Annotated in this window: 11 protein-coding genes; 6 read left to right on the top strand and 5 right to left on the bottom strand. The window is 75.9% G+C overall.

Annotation, left to right across the window (positions count from 1 at the left end; translation table 11 throughout):
* Positions 1-6: 6 nt before the first annotated feature.
* Positions 7-1,479: an AlkA N-terminal domain-containing protein gene (locus AKI01S_RS22210; RefSeq protein ID WP_067821151.1), complete on the bottom strand. Its 1,473-nt coding sequence runs from the start codon at positions 1,477-1,479 to the stop codon at positions 7-9.
* 157 nt (positions 1,480-1,636) lie between these two features.
* Here AKI01S_RS22210 and AKI01S_RS22205 point away from each other — a divergent pair, with 157 nt between their 5' ends.
* On the top strand, positions 1,637-1,999 hold the full coding sequence (locus AKI01S_RS22205) for a nuclear transport factor 2 family protein (RefSeq protein ID WP_067821148.1): 363 nt from the start codon (positions 1,637-1,639) through the stop codon (positions 1,997-1,999).
* A 22-nt stretch (positions 2,000-2,021) separates the two neighbouring features.
* Here AKI01S_RS22205 and AKI01S_RS22200 read toward each other — a convergent pair whose 3' ends face one another.
* Positions 2,022-2,801 (bottom strand): SDR family NAD(P)-dependent oxidoreductase, encoded by a 780-nt coding sequence (locus AKI01S_RS22200; RefSeq protein ID WP_067821145.1) that lies wholly within the window; start codon positions 2,799-2,801, stop codon positions 2,022-2,024.
* An 84-nt stretch (positions 2,802-2,885) separates the two neighbouring features.
* On the opposite strand from AKI01S_RS22200, the gene AKI01S_RS22195 reads away from it, so the two are divergent.
* Positions 2,886-3,722, top strand: a complete 837-nt coding sequence (locus AKI01S_RS22195; protein ID WP_067821142.1) for a helix-turn-helix domain-containing protein — start codon at positions 2,886-2,888, stop codon at positions 3,720-3,722.
* A 34-nt stretch (positions 3,723-3,756) separates the two neighbouring features.
* Positions 3,757-4,899 (top strand): methyltransferase, encoded by a 1,143-nt coding sequence (locus tag AKI01S_RS22190; protein WP_067821139.1) that lies wholly within the window; start codon positions 3,757-3,759, stop codon positions 4,897-4,899.
* Here the strand turns inward: AKI01S_RS22190 and AKI01S_RS22185 are convergent.
* Positions 4,865-7,939: an AfsR/SARP family transcriptional regulator gene (locus AKI01S_RS22185; protein WP_067821136.1), complete on the bottom strand. Its 3,075-nt coding sequence runs from the start codon at positions 7,937-7,939 to the stop codon at positions 4,865-4,867. The two genes, AKI01S_RS22190 and AKI01S_RS22185, sit on opposite strands and share 35 nt — an antisense overlap.
* 70 nt (positions 7,940-8,009) lie before the next feature.
* Between AKI01S_RS22185 and AKI01S_RS22180 the strand changes: the two genes are divergently transcribed.
* On the top strand, positions 8,010-8,882 hold the full coding sequence (locus tag AKI01S_RS22180; RefSeq protein ID WP_067821133.1) for an NAD(P)-dependent oxidoreductase: 873 nt from the start codon (positions 8,010-8,012) through the stop codon (positions 8,880-8,882).
* A gap of 7 nt (positions 8,883-8,889) precedes the next feature.
* Here the strand turns inward: AKI01S_RS22180 and AKI01S_RS22175 are convergent, their stop codons facing one another.
* Positions 8,890-9,786, bottom strand: a complete 897-nt coding sequence (locus AKI01S_RS22175) for a LysR family transcriptional regulator (protein WP_067821130.1) — start codon at positions 9,784-9,786, stop codon at positions 8,890-8,892.
* 139 nt (positions 9,787-9,925) lie between these two features.
* On the opposite strand from AKI01S_RS22175, the gene AKI01S_RS22170 reads away from it, so the two are divergent.
* Positions 9,926-11,077, top strand: a complete 1,152-nt coding sequence (locus tag AKI01S_RS22170) for an NAD(P)/FAD-dependent oxidoreductase (RefSeq protein ID WP_067821128.1) — start codon at positions 9,926-9,928, stop codon at positions 11,075-11,077.
* A gap of 40 nt (positions 11,078-11,117) precedes the next feature.
* Positions 11,118-12,005 (top strand): RNA polymerase sigma-70 factor, encoded by an 888-nt coding sequence (locus AKI01S_RS22165; RefSeq protein WP_067821125.1) that lies wholly within the window; start codon positions 11,118-11,120, stop codon positions 12,003-12,005.
* A 25-nt stretch (positions 12,006-12,030) separates the two neighbouring features.
* On the opposite strand, the gene AKI01S_RS22160 is transcribed toward AKI01S_RS22165, so the two are convergent.
* A complete protein-coding gene (locus AKI01S_RS22160; RefSeq protein WP_174567405.1) occupies positions 12,031-13,026 on the bottom strand; it encodes an Lrp/AsnC family transcriptional regulator in 996 nt (331 codons plus the stop codon).
* Between the last annotated feature and the right edge of the window lie 10 nt (positions 13,027-13,036).

Raw genomic sequence — 13,036 nt, 5'->3', positions numbered from 1 at the left:
GGCCTTTCAGGCGGCGGGCAGGTGGTTGATGGCGTGGTCGCCGGTGGCCCAGAGGTACTGGACGGCGTAGGCGCGCCAGGGCCGCCAGGCGGCGGCGCGGCGGGTCAGCGCGGCGGGGGTGGCGGGCAGGTCGAGCGCCCGCGCGGCGACCTTGACGCCGAGGTCGGTGGGCAGGAACGCGTCGGGGTCGCCCAGGGCGCGCATGGCGATCGTCTCGATCGTCCACGGGCCGACGCCGGGGAGTTCGGCGAGCCCGGCGCGGGCCCGGTCCCAGTCGGCGCCGACGCCGAGGTCGACGGCCCCGGACGCCAGCGCGCCGATCAGGGTGGTGAGCGTCGTGCGGCGGGTCCGGGGCATGGCGAGCGCGTCCGGATCGAGGCCGGCCAGGGCCTCGGGCGTCGGGAACAGGTGCGTCAGGCCGCCCGCCGGGTCGTCGACCGGGTCGCCGTGGGCGGTGACGAGGCGGGCCGCGTGGGTGCGGGCGGCGGCCGTCGACACCTGCTGGCCCAGCACGGCCCGGACGGCGAACTCCTCGGCGTCGGCGGTCTTGGGCACGCGCCGTCCGGGGGCCTTGTCGACCAGCGGGGCCAGGGCCGGGTCGGCGCGCAGCAGGTCGTCCACGGCGACCGGGTCGGCGTCCAGGTCCAGCATCCACCGGCACCGGCTGATCGCGATCGTGAGGTCGCGGAGGTCGGTGAGGGTGAGCGTGCAGGCCACATGGTCGGGGCGCGGGCGCAGCGCGGCGATGCCGTGGCCGTTCGGCAGCCGCAGCGTGCGGCGGAACGCGCCGTCGCGCCACTCCTCCACGCCGGGCACGGCGGTCGCCGCGAGGTGGCCGAACAGGTTGTCGGGGCAGAGCGGCTCGCGGAACGGCAGCCGCAGCGACAGCGAGCCCGACGTCGCGGCCGGGTGCCCCCTGGCGACGCGGTCCCGGAGCTGGGTCGGGGTGAGCGCGAAGACCTCGCGGACGGTGTCGTTGAACGCGCGGATGCTCGCGAACCCGGCCGCGAACGCCACGTCGCCCATCGGCAGCGCCGTCGTCTCGATCAGCAGGCGCGCGGTCTGGGCGCGCTGCGCGCGGGCCAGGGCGAGGGGGCCCGCGCCGAGTTCGGCGCGGAGCTGGCGTTCGATCTGGCGGGTGCTGTAGCCGAGGCGCCTGGCCAGGCCGGGAACGCCCTCCCGGTCCACGACGCCGTCGGCGATGAGCCGCATGGCGCGGGCGACGACGTCGGCGCGGTGGTTCCACTCCGGCGAACCGGGGCTGGTGTCGGGGCGGCAGCGCTTGCACGCCCGGAACCCGGCCTGCTGGGCGGCGGCGGCGCTCGGGTAGAAGCGCATGTTCTCGGGTTTGGGCGGCACCACCGGACAGCTCGGGCGGCAGTAGATCCCGGTCGTCACGACCCCGGTGAAGAACCACCCGTCGAACCGGGCGTCCTTCGACCGGACGGCCCGGACGCACCGCTCCACGTCCTCATGCATGGCTCCAGCATCACTGATGCTCACCAGCACTCACTAGCGGAAAAGCGACATCACCGTCCGGCGTCGTCCGGGCGGGTGGCGTTCATGACCTCCCGCGTAATCGATCTTATGTCGGCGGCCCGGCAGCGTGGGGGGTGCCGAGAGAACGGAGAAGGACATGAAGGACGCGCGCAAGGCCGTCGAGCGGTACCTGGAGCTGTGGAACGAGACCGACGCCGCCGCCCGCCGGGCCGGGATCGACGAGGTGTGGGCCGAGGACGCCCGCTATGTCGACCCGCTCGCCGTCGCCGAGGGGCGGGACGCCGTGGACGCGACCATCGGGGCGGTGCAGGAGCGGTTCCCGGGGTGGGTGTTCCGGCTCGTGGGAGAGGTGGACGCGCACCACGGGCAGGCGCGGTTCACCTGGGAGCTCGGGCCCGAGGACGGGGAGGCCCCGGTGGTCGGGTTCGACGTCGCGGTGTTCGACGGCGACGGGCGGATCAGCAGGGTCCACGGGTTCCTGGACAGGGTGCCGGGCTGACGGCCGGAACCGGCGGTCACGGTCACAGCTGGCGGAGCGCGCCGCCGTCCACCGCCCACTCGGCCCCGGTGACCTGGGCCGCCAGCGGGGACAGCAGGTAGGCGATCACCCGGGCCACGTCCTCGGGGGCGCCGAGGCGGCCGGTGGGCAGGCGGCGCTCCTGCTTCACGAAGCGGTCCACCGCCTGCTCCACCGGCAGGTCGTACTGGGCGGCGAGCTGTTCGGCGAAGCCGCCCGGGGCGTCCCACAGGCGGGTGCGGGTCGGGCCGGGCGCGACGACGTTCGAGCGGATGCCGTGCGGCCCGAACTCGCCCGCCAGGGTCTTGGACACCGACAGCAGGGCGGTCTTGGCGGCGGCGTAGTCGACCAGGGGCGTGTCGGGGAAGCGGGCGGCCTCGCTGGAGACGTGGACCAGGCTGCCGCCGCCCTGGTCGCACAGGGCGGGGATGGCGGCGCGGGCCATGCGGACGGCGGAGTGGAGGTTCAGGTCGAAGGTGTGCCTCCACTGCTCGTCGGTGACGTCGAGGAAACCGATGCGGGAGTCCAGGCCGCCCGCGTTGTTGACCAGGCCGTCGAGGCGGCCGTGCCGGTCCAGGGCGGCGTCGACGGCGCGCTGCGCGGCGGCCGGGTCGACGACGTCGGCCTCGACGGCGTCGAACCCCTGCTCGACCAGGGTTCTCACAGTGCGGGCCACGCCGACCGGGATCGCTCCCTCGGCGGCGAGCAGGCGGACGGTCGCCTCGCCGATGCCCGCCGACGCGCCCGTGACGATGATGACCTTTCCGGTCAGTTCGAGATCCATGACCCCACGGTCGCGTGCCCGCGCGCACCCACCCAGCTCCCGGCCGTTCGTACCACTGGCAGGATCAGGCTCGTGGCATCCGAAATGGGCGAGTTTCTGAAATCGCGGCGGGCCCGTCTGCGCCCCGAGGACGTGGAGCTGCGCGCCTACGGCGGGCGGCGGCGCGTGCCGGGGCTGCGGCGGGAGGAGCTGGCGCAGGTCGCGGGGGTCAGCGTCGCCTACTACATCCGGCTCGAACAGGGCACCGCCGACAACGTCTCCGCCGAGGTCCTGGACGCGATCGCGCGGGCGCTGCGGCTGACCCCTGACGAGCGGGCCCACCTGCACCGGCTCGCGCGCCCGCCGCGCCGCGCGCCCCGCGCCGAGGTCGTGCGGCTGCGCCCGCCGCTCCAGCACCTCCTGGACTCGATCACGCACGCCCCGGCGTACATCGTGGGCCACTACACCAACGTCGTCGCCTGGAACCGGCTGACCGCCGCCGTGTTCGTGGACCTGGCGGACGTCCCGCCGGAGGAGCGCACCTGGTCGCACCAGATCCACCTGAACCCCGACTACCGCGCCCGCCTGGACGACAACTGGCTTCCGGTCGCCCGCCGCAACGTCGCCTACCTGCGGCTGCGGCTCGGCCAGGACCCGCACGACCCGAAGCTGCGGGGCCTGGTGGACGAGCTGCTGGAACGCGGCGAGGAGTTCGCGCGGATGTGGGAGGAGCATCCCGTCGAGGACCTGCGGCACGGCGAGGCGCGGGTGCGGCATCCCGAGGTGGGGCGGCTGGTGCTGCCGTTCGAGACGCTGCACCTTCCGGGGGACCCGGACCTGAGCCGCCTGATGCTGTACGCGGCCGAGCCGGGGTCGCCGTCGGAGGCCGCGCTGCGGAGGCTCGCCGAGACCGGCGCGCACCGGTCGAGCGCGGAGCTCTGACCGCCCGCCCTCCCTCCTGACCTACGATCTTGGGATGGGCGGACCCGACGAACGGCAGGTCATCTCCTGGGACGAGGACGGCGCGGAGCACCGGGCGCGGTGGCGTTCGGGCAACGGCGCGCCGCCGCCCGCCCGCGTCGTGGTCGCCGACGACCGCACCAAGGCCGCCACCGCCTACCGGCTGGCCTGCGAGGGCACCGCGCTGCTGTGGCGCGGTGACTACCAGAACGCCCGGCAGTTGCTGAACGCGATGGCCCGCCGGGTGGACGCCCCGCGCCGCCGTCCCAAGCCGGTGCGCGACCCGGCGCAGGAGTTCCACCTGTTCCGGCAGGCGCGGGCGCAGCGGGCGCGGATCCTGGGGATGGTGCTGGTGCCGGTGGAGCCGGGGCATGTCGTCGCGGCGCGGCGCGCGCCCGACGTGCGGGAGGCGTGCGAGGCGGCGCTCGGCCCCGCCGACGAGCCCTATGTCGTGTCCCTGCGCGAGCTGCTCGGCTTCGTCGGCGCGCACCAGTGGCGGCTGAGCGGCGTGCCGGTCGGCGCGCTCGGCGGGGCCCGGATCCACCCGCACTACGGGGTGTTCTCGCCGGTCAGGGGCGAGTACGTGAGCCTGGTCGACAAGGCTCCGCTGCCGGGGACGGGCACCGCGTTCGACCTGGGGACGGGCACCGGCGTGCTCGCGGCCGTCCTCGCCCACCGGGGCGTGGAACGGGTCGTCGCCACCGACCTGGACGAGCGCGCCCTCGCCTGCGCCCGCGACAACGCGGCCCGGCTCGGCCTGGCCGACCGCGTGCAGGTGGTCGAGGCCGACCTGTACCCGCCGGGCCGCGCCGACCTGGTCGTCTGCAACCCGCCGTGGATCCCGGCCCGGCCCGCGACGCCGCTGGAGCACGCCGTCTACGACCCCGGCAGCCGGATGCTGCGCGGCTTCCTGGACGGGCTGCCCGGCCATCTGGAGCCGGGCGGGGAGGGCTGGCTGATCCTGTCCGACCTGGCCGAGCATCTGGGGCTGCGGACCCGCGGCCAGCTCCTGGCGGCGTTCGAGGCGGCGGGGCTGGAGGTCCTGGACCGCCTCGACACCCGGCCCACGCACCCGCGTTCGGTCGATCCCGACGACCCGCTGCACGCGGCCCGGTCCGTCGAGGTCACGTCCCTGTGGAGGCTGGCTCCGCGGTCGTGAGCGCGCCGGGTCCCAGCGCCGCCCGCACCCGCCGCGCGATCCGGTCCACGTCGCCGCGTTCGGCCTCCGGCAGCGGCGCGCCGACGGCGGCGCGGGCCGCGTGGGCCTCGGCCAGCAGGCGCGCGGCCCGTTCGTGGTCGCCCGCCAGCGAGTGCGCCCCGGCCAGCCCCTCGCAGGCCAGGGCGTAGGCGCGGCGGTCGCCGGTGCGTTCGGCGTGGACGAGGCCCTCGGTGTGGAACGCCAGCGCCCGTTCGGCGTCGCCGCGCAGCTCGGCGATGAAGCCCAGCTCGGCGAGGATGAACGCCAGCCCGCCGTCGCCCTCCCACTGGCGGCACCAGTCGATCCAGGCCGTCAGGTGGCGTTCGGCGTCGTCGAGGCGGCCCTGGCGGCGGGCCACCAGCGCCAGTCCGACCTCGGCGAACTCCTCCCCGCGCTGGTGGGAGCGTTCGGCCGCGACCTGCTTGGCCCGCTGGTGGAGGTCGCGGGACCGGTCCAGGTCGCCGGTGAGGAGCGCGATGCGGCCCAGCCGGGCCAGCAGCCCGGACATCTCCGACCACAGGCCGAGCTCCTCGGCGATGCGCAGCCCGGCGGTCCGCAGCCGGGCCGCCTCGGCGTAGTCCCCGGCGACCTCGGCGCGTTCCCCGAGGACGAAGGTGACCTGGAGCTCTCCCCAGCGGTCGCCCAGCTCCCGGAACAGCTCCATGGCGCGCCGCCCGTCGCGTTCGATGGCCCCCAGGTCGGTGCGGTAGGTGCGCAGCTCGGCGCGGACGCTGAGCGCGGCTGCGATCCCCCACCGGTCGCCCAGCTCCTCGAAGTCGGCGAGCGCCCGCTCGATCAGCACCAGCCCCCGTTCGGAGTTCCCGAACCCGAGCTGGCCGCGTCCCAGGAACCAGCGCGCCCACGCCAGCGCCGCCGGGTCGCCCGCCGCCTCCAGCCGGGCCAGTGCCGCGTCGACCTGCTCGAACGGGTCGGGGTCCGCGCCGTCCAGGATCAGCAGCGCCATCGCGGCCCGCCACGCCAGCGCGGTGGCCCGCACCGCCTCGGGCGCGTCCCCGGCCGCCTCCAGCGCCCGCGTGAACGACCGGCGCGCCTCCCCCAGCCGCCCCCGCAGGAACCAGTACCAGCCCAGCGCGTTCACCAGCCGCAGGGCCGACTCCGCGTCCCCGGTGCGGACGGCGGTGTCGAGCGCGGCCCGCAGGTCGGCGCTCTCGGCGTCGAGCCGGGCCAGCCAGGCGCGCTGGTCGCCGCCGCGCAGCAGCGGGTCGGCGCGTTCGGCGAGCGCAACGAAGCAGGCCAGGTGGCGGGCGCGGACGCGGTCGGTCTCGCCCGCCTCGGCCAGGCGTTCCAGGCCGTAGGCGGCGACGGACTCCAGCAGCCGGTACCGGGTGCCGTCCTCGCCCGGCACGACCAGGGACCGTTCGACCAGCCGCCCCAGCAGGTCCAGCACCTCGTCGGGGCGGACGCCGTCGCCGGAGCAGACCTGCTCGGCGGTGTCCAGGGCGCAGCCGTCGGCGTGGACGGCCAGGCGGCGCAGCACGGTCCGCTCGGCCTCGGTGAGCGGCTCCCAGCTCCAGTCGATCATCGCGCGGAGGGTGCGCTGCCGGGGCGGCGCGGCCCGGTTCGCGCCGGTCAGCAGCCGGAACCGGTCGTCGAGGCGGTCGGCCAGGTCCCGGACGTTCAGCACGCGCAGCCGGGTCGCCGCCAGCTCCAGCGCCAGGGGGATGCCGTCGAGGCGGCGGCAGATCGCGGCGACCGCGTCGGCGTCGAGCGCGGCGTGCGGCGCGGCGGCGCGGGCCCGCGCGGCGAACAGCCGGGCCGCGTTGTCCGGCTCCAGCGGCGGCACCGGCCAGCGCAGCTCGCCCGCGACCGACAGCGGCTCCTGGCTGGTGGCGAGGATCCGCAGGTCGGGGGCGGCGCGCAGCAGGGCCGCGGCGAGCTCGGCGACCGGTTCGACCAGGTGCTCGCAGTTGTCGAGGACCAGCAGCGCCGGGGCGCCGCGCAGCGCCTCGACCACCCGGTCCAGCAGCGGGCGGCCGCCCGGGTCGGGCACGTCGCGCACCCCCAGCACCGCCGCGACCGCCTCGGCCAGGGTCTCGGCGCAGCCGTCCAGCGGGGCCAGCTCGACCAGCCAGGCCCCGCCGGGGAACGCCTCCGCCGACCGCGCCGCCGCCTCCAGCGCCAGCCGGGTCTTGCCGACGCCGCCGGTGCCGGTGAGCGTGACCAGGCGGCCGCCGTCCAGCAGGCGGCGGACCGCGCGGACCGCGTCGTCCCGGCCGATCAGCTCGGTGAGCGGGGCGGGCAGGTTGCTCCGGGGGCGGCGGGGGGCCAGGGCGGGGTCCTGGCGCAGGATCGCCTGGTGGAGGGCGGTCAGCTCGGGGCCGGGGTCGAGGCCGAGCTCGTCGCGCAGCAGCGTCCGGATCTCCTCGTAGGAGGCCAGGGCCTCGCTCTGGCGTCCCGCCCGGTACAGCGCGCGGATGTGCGCGGCGCGGAGCCGCTCGCGCAGGGGGTGCTCGGCGACCAGCGCGCCGACGTCGACGGGCTCGCCCAGGTCGAGGCGGCATTCGGCGAGCTCCTCAAGAGCGGTCAGCCGGGCCTCCTCCAGCCGCCGGGCCTCGGGGCGGGCGAACTCCTCGTCGGCGAAGTCGGCGAACGCCGGTCCCCGCCACAGGTCGAGGGCCTCGGCGAGCAGGTCCGCGCGGACGCGGGCGTCCCCGGCGCCGCGGGCCCGGCGGGTCAGCTCCTCGAAGCGGTCGGCGTCCACGTCCGCGTCCCGCAGCACGTAGCCGGGCGCCTGGTGGACGACCAGGTCGCGGTCCCCCAGCGCGCGCCGCAGCTGCGACACCTTCGCCCGCAGCGTCCCCGACGGGCTGCCGGGCGGATCCTCCCCCCACAGGTCCTCGACCAGGCGGTCCGCCGACACGGCACGGCCCCGATGGGCCAGCAGGTCCGCCAGCAGCGCGCGGACCTTCGTCTCGGGGATCCGCACCGGCTCCCCGTCCGACGTCCACACCGCGAGCGGACCCAGCACCCCGAAACGCATGCCGCCACGCTAACGCCCGCCGCAACCCGATCCGAACCGGACCGCAACCCCCGCCCCCGACCGTGGAGTCATGAACGCAACGAACAAGACCCCCGTCACCGTCATCGGCCTCGGCTCGATGGGCCACACCCTCGCCTCCGCGTTCCTGAAGGCCGGGCACCCGCTGACCGTGTGGAACCGCTCCCCGGAGAAGGCCGACGACCTGGTCGCGGCCGGGGCGACGCGCGCCGCGACGTCGGCGGAGGCCGCCGCCGCCAGCCCCCTGGTGATCGTCTGCCTGGTGGACCACGCCGTCACCCGCGAGACCCTGGCGTCCGCCGGGAAGGCGTTCGCCGACCGCGTCCTGGTCAACCTCACCAACAGCACCCCCGACCAGGCCCGCGAGATCGCCGCCTGGGCCGGCGAGAACGGCGTCACCTACGTGGACGGCGGCATCATGGCGACGCCGCCGCTGATCGGGGGACCGGCGTCGTTCCTGCTCTACAGCGGCGACCGGGAGGCGTTCGACGCGCACCGGGACGCGCTGGCGGTGCTGGGCGCGCCGCACTTCATGGGCGAGGACCCGGGCGCCGCCGCGCTGTACGACCTGGCGCTGCTGTCGGGCATGTACGGGATGGCGGCGGGCGTCGCCCACGCCCGCGCGATGGTCACCGCCCACGCCGGCCCGGCGAGGGCGCAGGAGTTCTCCCAGACCATGCTGCTGTCCTGGATCCAGGCGATGCTGTCGGTGTTCGCCGGGGTGGACGCCGCCAAGATGGCGGACGAGTCCCCGCTGGACATGCAGGCGCCCGCCCTGGTCAACATCCTGGAGGCCAGCGACGCCGAGGGCGTGCCCCCGGTGCTCGCCGCGCACCTGCTCAGCATGATGAAGGAGATCGTGGACGCCGGGTTCACCGACGTGCTGCCGCCCGTCATCGACGACCTGGTCGGAAGGCTCGGGTGACCCGCCGCTAGGACGCCGGGCCGGGCGGGAACAGGGCGCGGGCGCGTTCGATCAGCGCCCGCGCCGCCGGGCTCACCGGGCCCTCGGCCCGCCAGGCGAGCACGACCCGGCCGCGCAGGTCCGCGCCGTCGATCTCGACGGCGCGCAGCCGGCCGGCGTAGTGGTCGACCAGGGACCGCGGCACCAGCGTCACGCCCAGGCCCCGCGCGGCCAGCTCGGCGAGCATGCCGGGGTCGGCCACCTCGAACGTCACGCGCGGCGCGAACCCCGCCGCCGCGCACGCGTTCTCCAGGACCGCCCGGATCCCGGTGCCGTGCGGCAGGCTCATCACGGCCCGGTCCCGCAGCACCGTGATCGGCGCCGGGTCCGCGCCGACCAGCGGATCGTCCGGCGCCACCACCAGCGCCATCTCCTCGTCGATGGCCACCTGCACGGCGAGCCCCGGGGGCGGGTCGCCCGCGAGCCCGAGGAACGCCAGGTCGAGCCGCCCGTCGATCAGGTCGCGGACCATCCGGTCGGAGTTGGCCTCGGAAAGGTGGATCTCCACCGCCGGGTGTTCCACGTGAAACCCCGCCAGCAGGTCGGGCAGCAGGCTGTTGGGCAGCGAGGTCACCACGCCGACCGCGACCCGGCCGCGCAGCAGCCCGGTCAGCTCGTCCACCGCGAGCCGCGCGCCCTCGACGGCCGCCAGCGCCGCCCGCGCGTACGGCAGCACGGCCCGGCCCGCCTCCGTCGGCCGGACCGCGCGGCCGGTGCGGTCCAGGAGCTCCTGGCCGAGCTCGCGTTCGAGCTGGCGGATCTGCGCGCTCACCCCGGGCTGCGCGACGTGCAGCCGTTCGGCCGCACGGGTGAAGTTGGCCTCCTCCACCACCGCAACGAAGTACCTGAGCTGCCGCAATTCCATAACCGGCGACCCTAACAACCCCCCGGCGCCGCCGCGCGGGCCCGCCCGGACGCCGGTGACCCACATCACATTCCCGGGCTGTCACGTCCGGCAGGGGCCACCTGTCCCATGGACGTCACCACGCAGACGGGAGTGAGAGATGGACAACCACCACGTCGTCATCCTCGGGGCGGGCTACGCCGGCATGATGTGCGCGGTCCGCCTGGCCCGCCGGACCCGCCGGCTCGGCGTCCGCATCACCCTGGTCAACCCGTCGGAGCTGTTCGTCGAGCGGCTCCGCCTCCACCAGGTCGCCGGCGGGCAGACCCTCCCCGAGCACCGCGTCACCGACGTGCTGGACGGCACCGGCGTCACGTTCGTCCGGGGCCGCGCCACCGCCCTGGACCCCGACGCCCGCCGCGTCACCGTCGACGGCGGACGGGAGCTCGCCTACGACACCCTCGTGTACGCGCTGGGCAGCGCCACCGACACCGCGCGGGTCCCGGGCGTCGCCGAGCACGCGTTCGTCCTCGACCGGCCCGCCGACCTCACCGCCCGGCTGGACGCGATCCCCGCCGGCGGCACGCTGGTCGTCTGCGGCGGCGGGCTCACCGGGATCGAGGCCGCCACCGAGATCGCCGAGGGCCGCCCCGGCCTGCGCGTCACGCTGGTCACCACCCGGGCCCCGGGCGCGGGCATGAACGCGCGGGCCCGCGCCCACCTGACCCGCGCCCTGGACCGCCTCGGCGTCACCGTCCGCATCGGACAGGTCGCCAAGGTGCTGCCCGACGCCGTCGAACTCGACGGAGGCGAGCTGCTCCAGGCCGACGCCTGCCTGTGGACCGCCGGGGTCCGCGTCCCCCCGCTGGCCGCCGACGCGGGAGTCGAGGCCGACGGGAACGGCCGGGTCGTCGTGGACGCCACGCTGCGCTCGGTGTCGCACCCGGAGATCCACGCCGTCGGCGACGCCGCGGCCGTCCGGCAGGCGTGGGGAACGATCCACGGCACCTGCCAGAGCGGGATCCCGACCGGCGCGTACACCGGCGACGCCATCGCGCGGCGGCTGCGGGGCAGGACCGTGAAGCCGTTCCGGTTCGGATACTTCCACCAGCCCCTCAGCCTGGGACGCCGCGACGCGGTCATCCAGTTCACCCACGCCGACGACAGCGCGAGCCGCTGGTGCCTGACCGGGCGGGCCGCCATCCTCTACAAGGAGAGCGTCAGCTCCAGCCCGCTGAAGCTGTACGCACTGGGCAAGCACGTCCACATCAACCCGCAGCTGTCGAAGGGCGGCCGCGCCACCCGTGGCTGAGGGCTTGCCCCCGTCACCGAGCAGCGAAGACCATGAGCCGATGAACGCCGCCGAGACCGCAGCCCGGGACCCGTTCCTGGAGCACCGCCGCCTGCTGTTCGCCACCGCCTACCGGATGCTCGGCAGCGTCGCCGACGCCGAGGACGTCCTCCAGGACACCTGGCTGAACTGGAACGGCGCCGACCGCTCCGACGTCCGCAACCCCCGCGCCTACCTGGTGCGCACCGTCACCAACCTCGCGCTCAACCGCCTCACCTCATCCCGCGCCACCCGCGAGACCTATGTCGGTCCGTGGCTGCCCGAGCCCCTGCTCACCTCCCCCGACGTCGCCGAGGACACCGAGTTGGCCGACACCGTATCCACCGCGATGCTGGTGGTGCTGGAGACCCTCAACCCGATGGAACGCGCCGTGTTCCTGCTCCGCGAGGTCTTCGGCTACACCCACGCCGAGATCGCCGAGACGCTCGACCGGTCGGAGGCGTCGGTCCGGCAGATCGCGCACCGCGCCCGGTCCCACGTCCAGGCCCGGCGCCCCCGCTACGACGCCGACCGCGCGCAACGCGAGCGGGTCACCGCCCGGTTCCTGGAGGCCTGCTCCGGCGGCGACCTGAACGCCGTCATGGAACTGCTCGCCCCCGACGTCACCGTCTGGTCCGACGGCGGCGGCAAGGTCACCGCGGCCCGCCGCCCGCTGCACGGCCGCGACCACGCCGGCCGCTGGCTGCTCGGCGTCCTCGCCAAGCCCGGCTCGGCGGGCGTCGTCCTGCGCGGCGCCACGATCAACGGCGAGCCGGGCGTCCTGGTCACCATGGGCGACACCCCGATCGGCGCGCTGACGTTCACCCTGGCCGACGGCGTGATCCGCGACCTGCGCCTCCAGCTCAACCCCGACAAGCTCCAGGGCCTGTCCGGCGCCCCGCGCCTCTGACCCCGCCTCCGGCCCCTCGGCGGGGTCAGAGGCGGGAGACGGTCAGGAACGCCGGGTCGAGCAGGGCGCCGACGCGCTTGACGTTCCGTACGATCGGCGCGGTCTCGACATGGGTGACCGACCGCAGGGCGGCGACACTCCCGGTCAGGTAGCGGTACAGCTCGCGGGAGTCGCGGCAGACGACCTGGACGGCGAGGCCGGTGGGGCCGGTGGTGGCGGCGGCGAACACCACCTCGGGGTGGGCGGCCAGCGCCTCCCCGGTGGCGACCAGCTCCGACGGCGGGACCGTCAGCCACAGCCGGGCGGCGCTTTCGAGACCGACGAACGACAGGTCGAACTCGGCGTAGTAGTGCAGGACACCGGTCGCGCGCAGCTGGTCGAGGCGGCGCGCGACCGTGGACGGCGACCGGCCGGTCGCGGCGGCCAGCTCGGCGTGGGAGGCGCGGCCGTCGCGGGCCAGGACGTCCAGCAGCGCCCGGTCGCCGGGGTCCAGCCGGAGCAGGCCGTCGGGCTCGGGGACCGGCTCGGGCGTGAGGGCCGCGACCTCGTCCGGGGTGAGGGCGTTCAGCGCGCGGATGCGGCTCGGCGATCCGTAGAAGGTGTGCAGCACCTCGTGGGCGGCGACCGCGACGACCCGGCTGCCGCGCGGCCACCGGTCCAGCAGGAGTTCGCGGCTCTCGTCCCGGTCCCGGCCGCGGGCGACGCACAGCACCTCCGTCCCGCCGGAGACGATCTGCACCCAGGCGGTGTCGGGACGGCGCGCCAGCACGCCCGCGACGCCCTGCGCCGCGCCGGGCGCGCAGCGCAGCCGCAGCAGCCAGCGGCCGTGGGCGGCGTGGTTGGCCGGGGGGACGCCGACGATCCGCAGCCGGTCCTCCGACCGCAGGCGGCGGTAGCGGCGCGCGACCGTCTGGTCGGACACGCCCAGCACCTCGGCGATCCGGCTGAACGGGGCCCGGCCGTCCAGTTGCAGCGCGTGGACCAACCGCCGGTCGAGTTCGTCGGCGATGGAGGAATTCACCACTGGAACC

The organism is Actinomadura kijaniata NBRC 14229 (assembly GCF_001552175.1).
Lineage (GTDB): Bacteria > Actinomycetota > Actinomycetes > Streptosporangiales > Streptosporangiaceae > Spirillospora > Spirillospora kijaniata.
Note: the sequence above shows the minus strand (reverse complement) of the source record. Positions and strands in the feature narration are given on the sequence as shown.

Bases quoted from the DNA above. Each gene is read 5' to 3' on its own strand.
- AKI01S_RS22210 (WP_067821151.1), bottom strand. From the start codon at position 1,479: ATGCATGAGGACGTGGAGCGGTGCGTCCGGGCCGTCCGGTCGAAGGAC.
- AKI01S_RS22205 (WP_067821148.1), top strand. From the start codon at position 1,637: ATGAAGGACGCGCGCAAGGCCGTCGAGCGGTACCTGGAGCTGTGGAAC.
- AKI01S_RS22200 (WP_067821145.1), bottom strand. From the start codon at position 2,801: ATGGATCTCGAACTGACCGGAAAGGTCATCATCGTCACGGGCGCGTCG.
- AKI01S_RS22195 (WP_067821142.1), top strand. From the start codon at position 2,886: ATGGGCGAGTTTCTGAAATCGCGGCGGGCCCGTCTGCGCCCCGAGGAC.
- AKI01S_RS22190 (WP_067821139.1), top strand. From the start codon at position 3,757: ATGGGCGGACCCGACGAACGGCAGGTCATCTCCTGGGACGAGGACGGC.
- AKI01S_RS22185 (WP_067821136.1), bottom strand. From the start codon at position 7,939: ATGCGTTTCGGGGTGCTGGGTCCGCTCGCGGTGTGGACGTCGGACGGG.
- AKI01S_RS22180 (WP_067821133.1), top strand. From the start codon at position 8,010: ATGAACGCAACGAACAAGACCCCCGTCACCGTCATCGGCCTCGGCTCG.
- AKI01S_RS22175 (WP_067821130.1), bottom strand. From the start codon at position 9,786: ATGGAATTGCGGCAGCTCAGGTACTTCGTTGCGGTGGTGGAGGAGGCC.
- AKI01S_RS22170 (WP_067821128.1), top strand. From the start codon at position 9,926: ATGGACAACCACCACGTCGTCATCCTCGGGGCGGGCTACGCCGGCATG.
- AKI01S_RS22165 (WP_067821125.1), top strand. From the start codon at position 11,118: ATGAACGCCGCCGAGACCGCAGCCCGGGACCCGTTCCTGGAGCACCGC.